The sequence below is a fragment of the Bradyrhizobium sp. B097 genome (assembly GCF_038957035.1).
GTDB lineage: Bacteria > Pseudomonadota > Alphaproteobacteria > Rhizobiales > Xanthobacteraceae > Bradyrhizobium.
Genome location: NZ_CP152412.1, coordinates 7,347,907 through 7,362,715, shown reverse-complemented (window position 1 = coordinate 7,362,715; position 14,809 = coordinate 7,347,907). Strand labels below are relative to the sequence as shown.

Here is a 14,809-nt window from a genome sequence, read left to right as displayed (position 1 = left end):
ATCTACATTCTTGATCGGTTCATCGGTCAACAATGCCTGATCTCATCACACGAGCACAATGATTCCTTCTATGATGGTAGGCGCAACGCCGATCTCTCCGAATTCAGTCGACTGTCTTTCAAATGCCTGCTCGCCGGCAGCTCCTGGCGAGCAGGCGCACTTTGAGCAGTCCCTTGCGCAAGCGGCTTCCAATCAGGCCGCCGCCTCCTCAGTCGCAGGTGGAGCGGTAGTCGTTCCGCCGGTGCTGGAGGTTCAGCGCGCGAGCGCGCTGGCGAGTCCGTCGGGCGATCGCGTCCTTCAAACCCTTTCCATCGTGTACCGGGGCCATGCCGGTCCTCCGGCGGTCGGCAGCGCACCTTCTGCTTCGAATGGCGTGCAACCTGGACCGGCTGCGCAGTCGCTCCTGCAGGTGGACGACGTCGGCGCGCATGCGGCGGTTAAACCGGTGGGAGCGGATTTCGATTCGATGATGGTGAATCTACGGGATGTCTACAGAGACGTCGTTCAGGTTTCCCTCGTCTCCAAGAGCACCAGCGCCGTCGGCTCGTCGTTGAACAAGCTGCTGTCGGCGGGCTGAGTGAGGCTGATGATGACTGGTGTGTTGCGGAGGGATGGCGGTGGCGGCCGTCAATCGTGGCGGCGGCTTCGCATTTGTCTTGCCTTGCCGCTTCTTCTTCCGTTGATCGGCTGCAAGGCTGATCTCTACACCAAGATTCAGGAGCGTGAGGCCAATGAGATGCTTGCGCTTCTCCTCGGCAGGGGTGTCGATGCCGTCCGTGTTGTTGCCAAGGACGGAACCAGCACCATCCAGGTCGAGGAAAAGCAGCTCGCGTATTCCATTGACCTGTTGAATGTCGAGGGGCTGCCGCGCCAATCTTTCAAGAATCTGGGCGAGGTGTTCAAAGGATCGGGCCTGGTTGCCTCACCGATCGAGGAGCGCGCCCGTTACGTTTATGCGCTAAGCGAAGAATTGTCGCGCACGATTAGCGATATCGATGGCGTCCTTTCGGCGCGTGTCCACGTTGTGCTGCCGAAGAACGATCTGTTGCGGCAAGATGCGACCCCATCCTCGGCATCGGTCTTCATTCGACATGGCACCAACGCGAAGCTCGCGGCGCTGTTACCGCAGATCAAGATGCTTGTCGCCAACAGCATCGAAGGGCTGTCCTACGACAAGGTGGCGGTCGTCTTCGTGCCGGTTGAGCGTGCCCCACTTGACCAGGCGCGGACAGCCGGTTCGGCTCAACCAGCAAAGTCAGCTTCAACGCCGTTGCTTGCGCTCGGGGTGGGGGGCGCCGGCGCCGCATTCGGCATCGTATCTTACGTCTTGCTGGGTGCACGTATTCGTCAATTCGGACAATCATCGCGCAAACTGAGCATGTTTGGCAGACGTTCGAACGCACCGGTTGTCCATGCTGCCGGCAAAAAGATGATTTCCGATGCGACATAACCAGGACACTCATGGCCAGGACACTCATGTCGGCATGTCATCCACCGAACCCAATCGTTCGTTCACGCTGGCTTCCGATCGGCTGCGCGAGCTTGCTGCCTCGATCCATCCGAGCCGCGTCGCTACGCGCCTCGATCCCCTGCTGTCGCCTCCAACATTGCTGCGGCTGCAGCAGAGCTCCAGACTGCAGCCAAGACTGGCCGAGCTGCTGCTTGGCAACGACGTGGATGTGAGCGGAGCTGGCTGGAATGATGACCTTCTGCTCGGGCATGATCCGCGTCGGGCTGCCCTGCTCGCGGGCAGTATCTGGCATGCACGTTCGGTCCTGAAGCTGGTTTCAAAGCACGATCTATCGATCTTGGTCGAAATGATCGGTGCTGAAGCGCATGCTTTTGGGATCCGGCATTTATCCGGTGCGGTCGCGACGACGCCGATTGCCGATCCGGAGCAACTGTCGCGACAGATTGAGCACGATGGACATGGCTGTCTCGGCGCTTGGCTCGATGAGGCTCCAGCGCTTGAGCGTACCCGCGTGCTTCTACGCCTGCCCGTTGGGACCGCCGCAGACAATCCGGCGGTCGAATACCGTAGTGCCGCAGGTCCACTGCTTTCCTTGGTCATCGCCCATTTGGGGACGGAGGTTGCCAGGGGATGACCGACGATGTCCCAGCATTGCCTGTGGCCCCGCAGATTCGCCCGCTCGGGCCCCTGATTCCGGCAGCCGAGCTCAAGATCTGGCATGATGCCGTATACGCGCGGGCCGCTGCCGAGCGGCATTTGCAACGCGTACGTCACTGGGGGCGCAAAGCTTACGAGCGAGAACGGACGCGTGGCCATGCCGAGGGCGTAAAGACGGGCGCGGAGGAAATGGCGCAGCTGATTGGGCAGGCTGCTGGCGAACTGGCGCAGCGAAAGGCGGTTCTGGAGCAGGAATTGCCGCAACTGATTATTGAGATCGTGAGCGATTTGCTGGGCGCCTTTGATCCTGGCGAGATGCTGGTGCGGGGTGTCCGTCATGCCATCGAGCAAAAGTATAACAACACGGAAGTTTGCCTTCACGTATCCCCCCTGAAAGCCGATCTGCTGGCCAGTGAGTTCGCAGCCTGCGATGGACGGGACGGTCGGCCCAAGGTCCGGATTGAGCCGGATCCTGCGCTGACGGCGGACCAGTGCGTTTTGTGGAGCGAGTTTGGCAATGTCGACCTTGGACTTGCCGCGCAGCTCCGCGCGCTTCGTCTCGGCCTTGGCTTGTCTTCGCAGGAAGGCGAGCCGTGACCACGCAACGACCAATCCATGATGCTGCGGCAGAGGAAGGGGCCGTCCACGCTGCACTCTCATCCTTAAGATCGTCCGCAAAGCAAATCGACACGCGCGCCGTCCGCGGTCGGATCACGCGGGCGATCGGCACGCTGCTCCATGCCGTCTTGCCGGAGGCCCGTGTCGGTGAACTGTGCCTCTTGCAAGATCCGCGCAGCGGATGGTCGCTCGAGGCCGAAGTGATCGGTCTATTGCCGGACGGGGTGTTGCTCACGCCGATCGGTGACATGGTCGGCTTGTCCAACCGTGCGGAAGTGGTCACGACCGGGCGAATGCAGGAAGTGCCGGTCGGTCCCGATTTGCTCGGCCGCGTGATCGACAGTTTTGGCCGTCCACTCGATGGTAGGGGCCCAATAAAGACTGGCGAAGCTCGCCCGCTGCGCGGCAAGGCTCCCAACCCCATGAAGCGACGCGGTATCGAACAGCCTTTTCCGCTCGGCGTTCGTGTCCTGGATGGGCTTTTGACATGTGGAGAAGGCCAGCGGATCGGAATCTATGGCGACGCTGGTTGTGGCAAGTCGACGCTGATGGCGCAGATCGTCAAAGGCGCGGCCGCTGATGTCACTATCGTCGCGCTGATCGGCGAACGTGGCCGAGAGGTGCGTGAATTCATCGAACGTCATCTTGGCGAGGCGCTGCGCCGTTCGGTCGTCGTCGTTGAGACCTCCGACCGTTCGGCCATGGAGCGGACGCAATGCGCTCATATGGCGACGGCATTGGCCGAATATTTTCGTGATCAAGGACTGCGCGTCGTTCTGATGATGGATTCATTGACGCGCTTTAGCCGCGCCATGCGTGAAATCGGTCTTGCCGCAGGAGAGCCTCCGACCCGGCGCGGCTTTCCGCCTTCCGTCTTTGCGCTGTTGCCGGGCCTGTTGGAGCGTGCTGGCATGGGCGAGCATGGTTCAATCACGGCATTCTATACCGTGCTTGTCGAAGGCGACGGCGCGGGCGATCCAATCGCCGAAGAATCACGCGGCATTCTTGACGGCCATATCATTCTCTCACGCGCGCTCGCCTCGCGAGAGCATTTTCCGGCTATCGATGTGCTGTCGAGCCGAAGCCGCGTCATGGATGCAATCGTGTCTGTGCCGCATCGCAAGGCGGCATCCGTCTTCCGTGATCTGCTCTCGCGCTACGCTGAGGCCGAGTTTCTGATCAAGGTCGGCGAATATAAGCAAGGCTCTGATCCGTTGACGGACCGGGCGATCGCCTCGATCGAGGAGTTGCGGGCATTTTTGCGCCAGAGGCAGGACGAGGCATGCAGTTTTGAGGAGACGGTCGCATGGATGTCGCGTCTGACCGCCTGAATCCCGTTCATGCGTCGAAATTGCGGCTTGTCAAGAACATGAGGGAGCGGAGCGCCCTTCGTGAACTGTCCAACATGGAAACCAAGCGCCGCATCGCGGTTCAAGCCGTCGAACAAGCTTCCGAGCATCGTGCAAATGCCGAAAGACACCGCGCAGGCGTCGAAGCCGAGCTTTATCGGGAAATGTTATCGGCCGATGCGATATCGGTCGCCGAACTCGAGCGCCGTTACCATCTCATCATTGGGCGGCTCACGGAGGAGATCGCAGCGGCGCAGCGAACGCTTGAGGAGGCACGTTCCGCTCAAGACCATGCCGAGGCTGCGGTTCTCGAGGCGCGAACCCTCTGGGCCAAACGTTCGGCGGCGAGCCACAAATGGCAAGAGATCGAGCGCGACGTTCAGCGCATCGCCAACGCGCATTGTGAAACCGCCGCCGAAATCGAAGCCGATGATGAAGTCTTGCTTCGGTACCGGAGAGGCTTGGGCGCGCAAGTGCGAGGCGAGTAGACCTGATGGCCGTTTTTCCTACGCCAGCGCGAGGGGGTGGTGATGTGAAAGCGACGCCTGCGACACAGTTGCCGTGCGGACCCGCGCCATTCAGGCCGGCGTTGACCCTCTCTCATGCTGTGGTCTCGTGGCTCAACGAGATCGCGGCTTTCCGCGTCCCACTGCAAAACCGTCTCGGCGATAGACCGTTATCGTTGCGCATGAACCGGCTGGTCTGGCAGGCCGAGCCGGTTGCGACATCGATGCTCGACTGCGTCTTTGACGCCGGCGGCGAAACGGTCGTCTTGTCCTTGCCCGGCCCGCTGGCAGAAGCGCTGATTGCGACCGTGCAGAATGCTTTGACCTTACCTTCCGAGCCAAGTCGTTCGCTGATCCTCGAACTCGCGCTTGAACCGTTGCTCGCTCCACTGGAGAGGCTAACCCAACGACATTTGCAGCTTATCCGCACCGATGAAGCGGCGAGGTCAGGTCCATATCTTGAATTCGACGTCGCTTATGGTCCGCTCACCTGCAAGGCTCGCCTGCTTCTATTCTCGTCTTTTGACGGTCCGGTTCCGCCGGCGTTCAGCGCCCTTGGCGAGCTGCTTGGCCGATTGCCGCGACAGGCGCCCAAGCTTCGTCCTGAACTCCCTGTCATCGTTGCAGGCCAGATTGGATCGCTGCGCATCACAATAGGTCTTGTTCGTCGGGCCCAGCAAGGCGACGCGCTGCTCCCGGATGCAATTCCCTTTGCTCGCGGTCAGGTCATCCTCACCGCGGACCGATTGTGGGCCCCTGCAGAGATTGCCGGCGACAGGCTGATCCTGCGCGGGCCATTCCGTTTGCAATCCCACCCTCTGAAAAGTGGACATATGACGACACAATCCGAAGCGCAGCAGCTCCCCTCTGAGGCCGATATCGACAATCTCGAGATCACGCTTGTATTCGAATGCGGCCGCTGGCCGATGCCGCTGGGAACCTTGCGAAGCATCAACGAAGGCCATGTGTTCGAACTTGGCAGGCCGCTCGACGGTCCGGTGGATATCCTTGCCAACGGCCAGCGTATCGGACGGGGCGACATCGTGCGGATTGGCGAGGAACTGGCCGTCAGGTTACGCGGCAGGTTGGCGGTCAATGACTGAGATTCAACCCAGCATCCTCGCGCTCCTGGCGGTGACGGTCGGCCTCGGCCTGCTGGCATTCGCCGTCGTCACAACCACCGCCTTCATAAAAGTCTCCGTTGTTCTGTTTCTGGTGCGCAACGCACTCGGGACCCAATCGATACCGCCGAACATCGTCCTGTATGGCGCGGCATTGATCCTGACCGTCTTCATCAGCGCTCCGGTCTTTGAGCAGACCTACAATCGCCTGACCGATCCTCAACTTCGCTACCAAACCTTCGATGATTGGCTGACCGCCGCCAAGGAGGGGCAGGAGCCGCTGCGCGCCCATCTGAAGAAGTTCACCAATGAAGAGCAGCGCCGGTTTTTCCTGTCCTCGACCGAACATGTCTGGTCGGAGGAGATGCGCGGCAGCGCCACGGTGGATGATTTTGTGATTCTTGTGCCGTCTTTCCTGATCTCGGAACTCAAGCGTGGCTTCGAAATCGGCTTTCTTCTCTATCTTCCCTTTATCACCATCGACCTGATCGTAACGACGATTTTGATGGCCATGGGCATGTCGATGGTGTCCCCGACGGTGATATCCGTCCCCTTCAAGCTCTTTCTGTTCGTCACCATCGACGGCTGGTCACGTCTCATGCACGGGTTGGTATTGAGCTACACGACGCCGGGAGGTTGACAATGAACGAAGCCAGCATCCTCACACACCTGAGCCAATCGCTCATCCTTTTCATGATCTGGGTTCTGCCACCGCTCGTCGCAGCTCTGGTCTCCGGATTGATCATCGGCCTCATCCAGGCGGCAACCCAGCTGCAGGATCAAACCTTGCCCCTGACGGTGAAGCTTCTGGTCGTCGTCGCCGTGCTCGCTGGGTTTTCTCCGGTGCTTAGTGCCCCGCTCATCGAACAGGCCGAGCGCATCTTCAGCGAGTTTCCCGCACTCACGGCGAGATACTAGCAGAGCTTAGATGGCCGGCCTGTCCCCCACAGATGCGCAAGCTCTCGTCAGGAGCGCGATCGAACTCGTCGCCGCAACCGGCCTGAGTGCGGCCCGCGCCTTAGGCATCATGCTGGTGCTTCCCGTCTTTACCCGGCCGCGCATCAGCGGCCTGATTCGGGGAAGCCTGACGATTGCGATCGGCCTGCCGTGTCTGGCGCAGATCAAGCTCGGGCTGCAGGCGCTGGATCCGAACACACGTCTGGTCAGCGTCACCATGCTCGGTCTGAAGGAGGTGTTCGTCGGTCTTCTGCTCGGCATCCTGCTCAGTATCCCACTATGGAGTATCCAGGCGGTCGGCGACACTATCGACACCCAGCGAGGAATATCGAGCCAGGTCGCGGCGGAGGATCCTGCGACGCACAGCCAAGCGTCGGGAACCGGGCTTTTTCTTGGCATTACTGCCGTCACGATCTTCGTTCTGGCCGGCGGCCTCCAGACCATGGTGAGAAGCCTTTATGGCAGCTATCTGATCTGGCCCGTGTATCAGTTCCTGCCTGCTGTGACGGCGCAAGGGGCAATGGAATGTCTGACCCTTCTCGATCATATCATGCGGACGACGCTGCTGGTCGCCGGGCCGGTGCTGGCCCTGCTGCTGCTGGTCGACCTATCGATCATGATGCTCGGCCGCTTTGCATCGCAGCTCAAGCTGAACGATCTCTCCCCGACGATCAAAAATGTCGCCTTCGGGCTCATCATGGTCAGCTACACCGTCTATCTCCTTGAGTACGTGGGAACTGAAATCCTCACGTCAAACAACGTGCTTGAGTATCTGAAGAAGCTCTTGAAATGAGCGGTACGAGCGAGGAGAAAAAGCTTCCTCCGACTCCCAAGAAGTTACGCGATGCGCGCAAAAAGGGGCAGAGCGCGCGCAGCTCCGATTTGGTGAGCGGGGTCAGCGCATGCGCCGGTTTCGGCTGTCTGTGGTGGAGAGCGGGGGCGATCGAAGACAAGTGGCAGGAAACGATCCGACTGATCGACAAACTGCAGGAGCAACCCTTCAATAGCGCCGTTTCGCAAGCACTCAGCGGCTTGCTGGAACTTTCGATTGCATCGGTCGGGCCATTGCTCGCCAGTGCCGTGGCAGCCGCCCTTCTGGCCAATGTTCTGGTCAATGGCGGCTTCATGTTTGCTTTGGAGCCGCTCAAACCGAAGCTTGAGAAACTGGATCCCATCAAAGGCTTGAAGCGGATCGCATCGAAACGTTCGTTCATCGAGCTTGGCAAGACGCTGGTCAAGGTGGTGCTCCTCGGGGCGTGTTTTTTCTTCACCGTTACCGCGAGCTGGAAAGCGCTGGTTTACTTGCCGGCCTGCGGCATGGGCTGTCTCGGATTCGTCTTCACCGAGGTCAAACTGCTGACCGGGATTGCCGCTGGGGCCTTTCTGGTCGGCGGATTGGCTGACCTTCTGATCCAACGCTGGATGTTTATGCAGGACATGCGCATGACGGAAACCGAGGCCAAGCGCGAGAACAAGGAGCAGCAAGGCAATCCGCAGGTGAAGCGTGAACACCGGCGTCTGCGGCAGGAGTCCGCGAACGAGGCTCCGCTCGGCGTTCATCGCGCCACATTGATACTGAGGGGACCCGCAACCTTAATTGGGCTGCGCTATGTTCGCGGCGAAACCGGCGTGCCGGTCTTGGTCTGCCGTGGCGAAGGCGACGCTGCTTCACGGCTTCTGCATGAGGCGCGCGCGCTCCGCCTCAGTATTGTGGATGACGACGTCTTGGCGCGCCAGCTCCTGGGCAAAGCAAGGCTCGGCAACCCGGTTCCTTCGCAGTACTTCGAGTCGGTTGCAAAAGCGCTCTATGCCGCCGGGCTGGTCTAGATCTTCTTGGCCCGTGGCGCCGCGATTGCGAACGCCCATCATCGAGGCGGCTGTACGTCCCTCGTTGCCCCCGCGGGGGCTTCCGGCGCGGCCTTGTTGCTCGTTCCATCTTCTCCGTCGCTCTTGTTGCGCCGGGCAAAGGTCCCGTAGTTGGCAACCGGAGTGGCGGCACGATCGCCACTACTTGTCATGACAGCTCGATTGTCCAGCAAGTCGAGCGGATCGTTGACCATGACAGCCAGATTGTTTCGGGTCGAGCAGCCAATCGTCGGGTCGAACGAATTCTCGTTTACTGCGGGCCCGACCACGGAAAGCGACGGACAGACAGGAGGATGGGCTTCATAGGTGATCGCCTCGATCCTCACCCCGAAACGAGCGGGCAAATCGAGGAGGGAGGCGGACAGGCGGATGTTATAGGGGGCAACGCCCATGGCACGGGCCTCGTGGGCCACCTGGGCAATGAGCCGGGGTGAGCCAGTGACATCCACATGAAGCGCATCCCGCCGGCCGCCACTCGCACTCGCAATGAAACTCACGAGCCGATGCCTTTCGGAGCCACGAAGGTTCTGCAAGAACAAGACACTGCTCTTCTGCTCCACCTCGATCGCTTGTTCAGCCGGCCCGGAATGGATCGAAGCACTGTTTGCACATCCGCCTAATGTTGCCGCAATAACGATCAAATGGCGCAAATGTAGCAAGGTCATTTGACGATCCTCATTCGATGATAAAGCCGGCACTGCCCGTCAATCCTGGTGCGCTCGTATGGGGCGCATCGCGGTCTCGGGGCGGCCGTGCCAGCGTGTTCGTCAAAATGCGCCCCGCGTCTGAGGACGGAGCGATGCGGTCGCTCGGCGCACTCATTCGGGTCGGGTTCGATCCCGGTCGCACGATGTAAGGCGTGACAATAATAACCAGCTCGGTTTCGCGTTTTTGAAACGATGAGGAGCGAAAAAGCGCACCGAGGATCGGCACGTCGCCGAGCCAAGGAAACTCGCCGATGTCAGTGTTGAAGTTGCGCCTGATGAGCCCGCCGATTGCAAAGCTCTGACCGCTGGCCAGCTCGACAACGGTGCTGGCCCGCCGCGTCGAGAGGGCAGGGACCGCCATGCCGTTGATTTTGACTTCACCTTCTGTCGACAGTTCGCTGACTTCGGGCTTCACGCGGACGTTGATCTGATTGTTGTTGAGAACCGTCGGGACGAACTCGAGGCTCACTCCGAACTGCCGGAATTGCACCGAAACCTGCCGATTGTCCTGCATAACCGGGATGGGAAATTCGCCGCCGGCCAGGAAGCTCGCGGACTCGCCAGACATCGCCGTCAGATTCGGCTCAGCCAGGATCGAGGCGAGGTGTTCGCTGGCGAGCGCGTCGAGAACAGCGCTCAGGTTGATATTGCCGGCGCTAAACCCGATACCGATCGTGCCACCGCCGCCCGCTGCGCCGGAACCAGAACCTTTGCCGGTGACAATGAAGGCGCCGTTTTGGCCCGAGGCGGAGAAGTTGATATTGAGCTCCTTGACAGCGCTGCGGGAGACTTCTGCCACCCGCACGCTGAGATTCACCTGCAATGAGCCGGCCACCTGGATCTTGTTGACGACCAGCGCACCCGCTCCGAGAAACTGCTCCGTGACCTTCTTGGCGGTTTCGACGACATCGGCATTGGGCGCCGTCCCGCTAAGGATCGCACCGCGCGGGGTGTAGCTGACCTGGATCGGATAGTCGCCGACCTCGGCCTTCAGCGTGGCACGGAGATCCTCGATCGGTTGCGTGACAACCACGCGCAGCTCGGCGAGAGCTTCGCCATTGTCGTTCAAAGCGAACAGACTGGTCCGTCCGGACTTTTTGCCAAACACAAAGATCGTCGTGTTCGACGGCGCCTGGTAATCCGCGATCGTCGGGTCGGCAACAAAGATGCTCGCCGCTGGCGCGGTCAGATGAACCGTCTTGCCCTGTGAGGAAGTAAGGTTCAGCGTGCCGCTGGTGCTGCCAGGCGCCGCGCGCGGCGGCTCTCCTTTGCCATCCCCCTTGGTCTGGGCCGCGGCAGCAGGTGGAAATAGCAGAGCGAGCGCGCAGAGGGTGTGGCAGAGACGAGGCAGAACGGCAGAGCGTGGCCCGCTGGTGACCATCGACGGCTCATCAGCGCCGGCAGCATTGTTAACGACCTTCAAGGGATTGTTGCTTTCAAGTTCGATCGGCTAGGCGGCCGATGCTGCGCCAATGAGTTCTAGGGTGTAACCGACACCACGCGCGGTCTTGATCCTTAGCGTCGCACCCGCCTGGTTCAAATGCGTGCGCAAGCGATAGATCCCCACTTCCAGCGCATTGGTCGAGACCTCGTCGTCGAACGCATACAAGCTATCCTCCAGTGACGCGCGCGGCACCGTGCGGCCGGCGCGGTTGAGCAGATGTTCAAGGATGCACACCTCCCGGCGCGCAATTCTCAGTATTCGACCGCCGACCGAGACTTGCCTCCCGATCGGGTCGAAATGCAGATTGCCGAACGTCACGACCGGCGCTGTCATTTGCGTTGACCGTCGCAAAATGGCTCGCATGCGAGCAATGAGTTCGTCGATAGAGACGGGCTTGGCCAGGAAATCATCCGCACCCGCATTAAAAATCGCAATCCGCCGGCTGAGATCGTTGAAACTGCTCATCATCATGGCAGGCATTGAACGCCCCTCGCGCCGCAATTGCTTCAGCCAGTCCAAGCCGTCTCCATCCGGCAAAACCGAGTCGAGCAAGAGAATGTGGTAGCTGGCGCAATCCAGCGCGGCCGCCGCCTCATCCAGGGTGCGTGTCACGTCAACGGCGAACCCGCAATTCAGGAGCGCTTCCTTCACAGCGCGGGCAAAGTCCGCATGATGATCAACCAGGAGAATTCGCATTTCATCGCCTTTCGTCCACCCGCGCCAAGACCTGAGCGCGTCACGGTTGACCAGGATGTTCGACGAAACTCAGAGACGGACGCTCTGGCGTGAACGCCGAAGCCCGAGAGCGACGAAGCCGAGCATGGTGGCGCGCGGTCAATCTCCGCGATTCCCTTGTTACCGGATGGGTAGATGCAATGGCCTGCCGGGAACTGTATGTGTTATCAGCGATACTCAACACATCCCCTGTGCCGGGAAGAACCCCGAAATCCCTCATGAGGCCGAAAGCAGTAGCAGCAGGCTGACGCCGCTGTGCGCCAATCGTAGCCATGTCCGCACGCATTGAGCCGCCGCGTTCGGTATCGACAGCGCCAGGCCGTGCAATCGAAGCCCAGGCGCAGGGGAGAGCGACTACATTTGTGGCTGAATAGTCTAGCGAAACCGACATTTGGATACCTCGCCACTTACCTCAGTCCCGCGGTCAGCATTGCTCTGCTATGGAGCCTGTAGCGTCGCCAGGTCATGACAAAGCAACTGTTCCGCGTGAAGACAGTTCACGCCCCGCATCTGGCCATTGCCTCCTGAGGCCGCGACGCGCGACGAAACAATCGATGCGCCTCGCGGCTAAGGAGAAAGCCTTTCGCTAGCCGGTGATAGACATGCAGGACGCCAACGATTCCGACGTTCGGCCGCGTCCGACGTTCCGGACGCTGCACCCCATCGAAAGCAGCGAACGAAGGCCGGATAGGGCTGCACGCCGCGGCCATGCCGTATCTGGTTGAGGTCGTTACGCCAGTTGCATCTCATTACTTGGGATAAACGAGGGCGGAATGATCGAAGCTCGAAGTTGGAGTTGGGTGGCGCGCGGACAGGGCGAGGCAAACCGAGTCCGCTTACTCGACTGCTACATCCCGCTCCGGCTGCAACACGGGCGGTGCCGGTTCCTCCGTCCTGCACATAGGCGGTGTTGAGATCATACCTTCGAGAGGAGTGATCGACCCGCGTGACGGGCCGGAGTGGGGCGGCGTTGAGATTTAGAGACGTTCGCAATTCTTGCTACCTGTCAGGAAGTGTTTCGCGCGAGCGGGGTTCTATGCCGCGAGGCTGTCGGAAATCCTACAATCTGACGTTAGGTGGGATTCAAGTGCCTTTAACAGTTGCTCACAGCAGTACCCTCAAACGTGCGGGAGCTTGAGTCGCAGTCGATGGCAGTGTGCGAAGTGTCAGTCGTTCTTGCTACGCTCTAAGGCAAGCCTGGACGTCGGGACCGTGCGATTGCCCGATCGCCTCTCACGTGACAGTCAGCAAGCAAACCATGGCCGACCGGGAGAAGCGTCGATTTGACGCGTGGGCATTACCCAGAGATGCGATTGCCCAGGTCAAGTTGACCGGCAAGAGACTGAAGAGAGAATCGATTGTCACACCACATTCTTGGACGCTGCTCCGAAGCCCGGCCCCGACTATGGGCCTTCAGGCAAGATCGACAAAATCGATTGTTTTGATGAAACGCATTCAGACCGCGGATAGGTCGTAGCGCGATGTACCGTTTGCCATGGCTGATGCGGCTCTTACCGCGCTTGGTAGTACGATCGCGTCTGACGGTCTTCTCGTCGAACGCGCGTCCAGTATCAGGCCGAGACAGCCATGAGTAGAAGCTAGGGTTTCAACGCCTCACGTCACCGAGCCCGGTTTCGAATGTGACTGCAGCGATCGGGTCTTTGCCGGGATGCCCGAAGCGCCCGAACGAGCAACGCCAACGAACGATTGGGAAGAGCGGTTCGAGCGGGCCCCAGACGTCGGATCCGCATCTTAGGATGCCGGCGCCGCTTCAGCCGTTATCTGGTAGCTCTATGCGCAGGCTGCTCGAGCTATTGTTCGTGAGGCCAGCGCTTATAGCACATCCTGCGGTTCTTCGTTAGGTAGATGTCTTGGTGTTGGAAGGTGAAAGCACTTTCCGAGATGGGGGCGGTCGGCAGGTTATCTACTCATTGCCACCGCGCTTGTACGGATTTGCTTCGCTGGCGGTCCGGTATTCGTCGAGGTTGCCGCCTAGAAACAAGCGCTCGGTCTCTCGGGTTGGCGTTCTGCCGAGCGAGCACATAAGATCCACATCCGCATCGATGTTGTCCTGATCCTCAACATTCATTCCCAGCCCGATACTGCTCAGCACGTCGTCGGGCGTCCACACCGCAGACTTCGGTACGGTGTAGGTGTGCAGCGTGCTCGTATCGTTTGCGATCGCTCGCGCCCAGTGGTCGCGCGAGACGACCAGTTTGGAGGGTTCCGCAACCAACGACACGAACGGAGATGCTGTTGTCTTGCCGCGCATGTGCCATCCGGCTTGGCGGGCCCGGTCCATAGGATATCGCTCTAGGGGATCTCCAACGGAAGAATGATCTCGCGCCGTGTTACGGACATGCGATATTGCGCTCGTGTTGTCTTCCGTGCGCGGCTTGCAATCGCTGTCATGGTTCCGAAAGCGCCGCAGTTTGACATATGACGACCCTGCCACGTCGTCGAAAACGCGGCCCCGATCGACACTGGCGTCGGGAGCCGCGGTCGCTGGCGACCACCGTGCTGATTGCCGCTCGGCCAGTGCGATCTCGTTTCTGAGCGCATCAAGAGTGGCACCTGTCAGCGTTGCGGCAAGCTGCGCGCGCGCTCACAAATGATGCGGCTGGATAGCGACCGGTTTCCGGGGCCGCCTCGTTCGGCGCAGCCGAGGACGTGGCAGGCCCGGAATCTGCTGCAGCGGCAACTGAATCCGACGTTGGGTGAACCGAATGCAAGTCATCTAGCTGCTGCTCAAAGCTTGCTGGATCCGCGGACGGGTGAGGTGGTCTGTGCGCCTAGCTCGTCTGGCTGCCGGTCCACCCGGTACAGCGCCGGAAGGACATCGTGAACGTCAACCGGGGTTATTGCAGAATTCCGTGGATCAATATTCATTTGCTGCCCCTCAAGTACGGGTGGCTCGTGCACATTCTTGCAGCTAAAGCTTTCGAGAAGCTGACGGACCAGGAAAGAAGCCTGAATCCGCTTGAGGGTTGCCGGATGAATTCGGTTCGGTGCGGCGAGAGCGGTCAGCCGGACGGATGCCGCGCAAAGCGGTAGATCAAAAGTCGGTGACGTTGCGTTGCGCCATCTGGCATTCTTGTTTCGGCCAGGCCGAGATCAGGTGCCTTGACTGAGCAGGACTTGTTCGCGCCGCGGCGTCAGGTTCGTCGCCAACCTCATTCCGGACCTATTGTTTAGGTGGCAGAGGGTCCACCCCAGGTATCAACGTGAACAAGCTGGCAAGATGCGGGCTGGTCGAAGTGATCTCCGGAAATCCCGCGCTTACGCATATGTGAGAGCCGCATCCCTCTCAATCATATCGCGCTCCATTGGATTAGCTCGACCGTTGCGGTCCGTGGTTTCCAAGTGGCCGCCTCCCGA

Annotated in this window: 15 protein-coding genes; 11 read left to right on the top strand and 4 right to left on the bottom strand. The window is 60.2% G+C overall.

What is annotated here, in order from left to right; translation table 11 throughout:
* Positions 1-70: 70 nt before the first annotated feature.
* The 11 genes from AAFG07_RS33765 (at position 71) to AAFG07_RS33715 (ending at position 8,506) form a co-directional block, all read left to right on the top strand.
* On the top strand, positions 71-577 hold the full coding sequence (locus tag AAFG07_RS33765) for a nodulation protein NolB (RefSeq protein ID WP_342724022.1): 507 nt from the start codon (positions 71-73) through the stop codon (positions 575-577).
* Between the two features lie 12 nt (positions 578-589).
* Positions 590-1,450, top strand: a complete 861-nt coding sequence (gene sctJ, locus AAFG07_RS33760) for a type III secretion inner membrane ring lipoprotein SctJ (protein WP_342724021.1) — start codon at positions 590-592, stop codon at positions 1,448-1,450.
* A 34-nt stretch (positions 1,451-1,484) separates the two neighbouring features.
* Positions 1,485-2,105 carry a nodulation protein NolU gene (locus AAFG07_RS33755; protein WP_342724020.1) on the top strand — a complete coding sequence of 207 codons (621 nt, stop codon included), beginning with the start codon at positions 1,485-1,487 and terminating at the stop codon, positions 2,103-2,105.
* A complete protein-coding gene (gene sctL, locus AAFG07_RS33750; protein WP_342724019.1) occupies positions 2,102-2,725 on the top strand; it encodes a type III secretion system stator protein SctL in 624 nt (207 codons plus the stop codon). Before AAFG07_RS33755 ends, sctL begins: the two co-directional genes overlap by 4 nt.
* Positions 2,722-4,077 (top strand): type III secretion system ATPase SctN, encoded by a 1,356-nt coding sequence (sctN, locus tag AAFG07_RS33745; RefSeq protein WP_342724018.1) that lies wholly within the window; start codon positions 2,722-2,724, stop codon positions 4,075-4,077. Before sctL ends, sctN begins: the two co-directional genes overlap by 4 nt.
* The gene (locus tag AAFG07_RS33740) at positions 4,053-4,583 is read left to right on the top strand and encodes a hypothetical protein (RefSeq protein WP_342724017.1); all 531 of its coding nucleotides are present in this window, start codon (positions 4,053-4,055) and stop codon (positions 4,581-4,583) included. Before sctN ends, AAFG07_RS33740 begins: the two co-directional genes overlap by 25 nt.
* Positions 4,584-4,702: 119 nt before the next feature.
* Complete coding sequence (gene sctQ, locus AAFG07_RS33735) at positions 4,703-5,704, top strand: type III secretion system cytoplasmic ring protein SctQ (protein ID WP_342729317.1); 1,002 nt, start codon at positions 4,703-4,705, stop codon at positions 5,702-5,704.
* Positions 5,697-6,362 (top strand): type III secretion system export apparatus subunit SctR, encoded by a 666-nt coding sequence (sctR, locus tag AAFG07_RS33730; RefSeq protein WP_342724016.1) that lies wholly within the window; start codon positions 5,697-5,699, stop codon positions 6,360-6,362. The genes sctQ and sctR overlap by 8 nt, the downstream gene beginning before the upstream one ends.
* Before the next feature lie 2 nt (positions 6,363-6,364).
* Positions 6,365-6,640, top strand: a complete 276-nt coding sequence (locus tag AAFG07_RS33725) for a flagellar biosynthetic protein FliQ (RefSeq protein ID WP_342724015.1) — start codon at positions 6,365-6,367, stop codon at positions 6,638-6,640.
* 10 nt (positions 6,641-6,650) lie between these two features.
* A complete protein-coding gene (gene sctT, locus AAFG07_RS33720) occupies positions 6,651-7,472 on the top strand; it encodes a type III secretion system export apparatus subunit SctT (protein ID WP_342724014.1) in 822 nt (273 codons plus the stop codon).
* Entirely contained in the window at positions 7,469-8,506 is a 1,038-nt protein-coding gene (locus tag AAFG07_RS33715) for an EscU/YscU/HrcU family type III secretion system export apparatus switch protein (protein WP_342724013.1), read from the top strand. The genes sctT and AAFG07_RS33715 overlap by 4 nt, the downstream gene beginning before the upstream one ends.
* 38 nt (positions 8,507-8,544) lie before the next feature.
* Here AAFG07_RS33715 and AAFG07_RS33710 read toward each other — a convergent pair whose 3' ends face one another.
* The 4 genes from AAFG07_RS33710 to AAFG07_RS33695 form a co-directional block, all read right to left on the bottom strand.
* On the bottom strand, positions 8,545-9,210 hold the full coding sequence (locus tag AAFG07_RS33710) for a CpaD family pilus assembly lipoprotein (RefSeq protein ID WP_342724012.1): 666 nt from the start codon (positions 9,208-9,210) through the stop codon (positions 8,545-8,547).
* A gap of 10 nt (positions 9,211-9,220) precedes the next feature.
* Positions 9,221-10,675: a type II and III secretion system protein family protein gene (locus tag AAFG07_RS33705; protein ID WP_342724011.1), complete on the bottom strand. Its 1,455-nt coding sequence runs from the start codon at positions 10,673-10,675 to the stop codon at positions 9,221-9,223.
* 27 nt (positions 10,676-10,702) lie between these two features.
* The gene (locus AAFG07_RS33700; protein WP_342724010.1) at positions 10,703-11,392 is read right to left on the bottom strand and encodes a response regulator transcription factor; all 690 of its coding nucleotides are present in this window, start codon (positions 11,390-11,392) and stop codon (positions 10,703-10,705) included.
* Between the two features lie 1,963 nt (positions 11,393-13,355).
* Positions 13,356-13,703 (bottom strand): hypothetical protein, encoded by a 348-nt coding sequence (locus AAFG07_RS33695; protein ID WP_342724009.1) that lies wholly within the window; start codon positions 13,701-13,703, stop codon positions 13,356-13,358.
* Positions 13,704-14,809: the final 1,106 nt, after the last annotated feature.

Excerpts from the sequence above, each read along its gene's own strand:
- sctL (WP_342724019.1), top strand. The coding sequence starts at position 2,102 with ATGACCGACGATGTCCCAGCATTGCCTGTGGCCCCGCAGATTCGCCCG.
- AAFG07_RS33715 (WP_342724013.1), top strand. The coding sequence starts at position 7,469 with ATGAGCGGTACGAGCGAGGAGAAAAAGCTTCCTCCGACTCCCAAGAAG.
- sctJ (WP_342724021.1), top strand. The coding sequence starts at position 590 with ATGACTGGTGTGTTGCGGAGGGATGGCGGTGGCGGCCGTCAATCGTGG.
- AAFG07_RS33765 (WP_342724022.1), top strand. The coding sequence starts at position 71 with ATGATGGTAGGCGCAACGCCGATCTCTCCGAATTCAGTCGACTGTCTT.
- AAFG07_RS33740 (WP_342724017.1), top strand. The coding sequence starts at position 4,053 with ATGGATGTCGCGTCTGACCGCCTGAATCCCGTTCATGCGTCGAAATTG.
- AAFG07_RS33755 (WP_342724020.1), top strand. The coding sequence starts at position 1,485 with ATGTCATCCACCGAACCCAATCGTTCGTTCACGCTGGCTTCCGATCGG.
- sctR (WP_342724016.1), top strand. The coding sequence starts at position 5,697 with ATGACTGAGATTCAACCCAGCATCCTCGCGCTCCTGGCGGTGACGGTC.
- AAFG07_RS33700 (WP_342724010.1), bottom strand. The coding sequence starts at position 11,392 with ATGCGAATTCTCCTGGTTGATCATCATGCGGACTTTGCCCGCGCTGTG.
- AAFG07_RS33710 (WP_342724012.1), bottom strand. The coding sequence starts at position 9,210 with ATGACCTTGCTACATTTGCGCCATTTGATCGTTATTGCGGCAACATTA.
- AAFG07_RS33695 (WP_342724009.1), bottom strand. The coding sequence starts at position 13,703 with ATGCGCGGCAAGACAACAGCATCTCCGTTCGTGTCGTTGGTTGCGGAA.
- sctT (WP_342724014.1), top strand. The coding sequence starts at position 6,651 with ATGGCCGGCCTGTCCCCCACAGATGCGCAAGCTCTCGTCAGGAGCGCG.
- AAFG07_RS33725 (WP_342724015.1), top strand. The coding sequence starts at position 6,365 with ATGAACGAAGCCAGCATCCTCACACACCTGAGCCAATCGCTCATCCTT.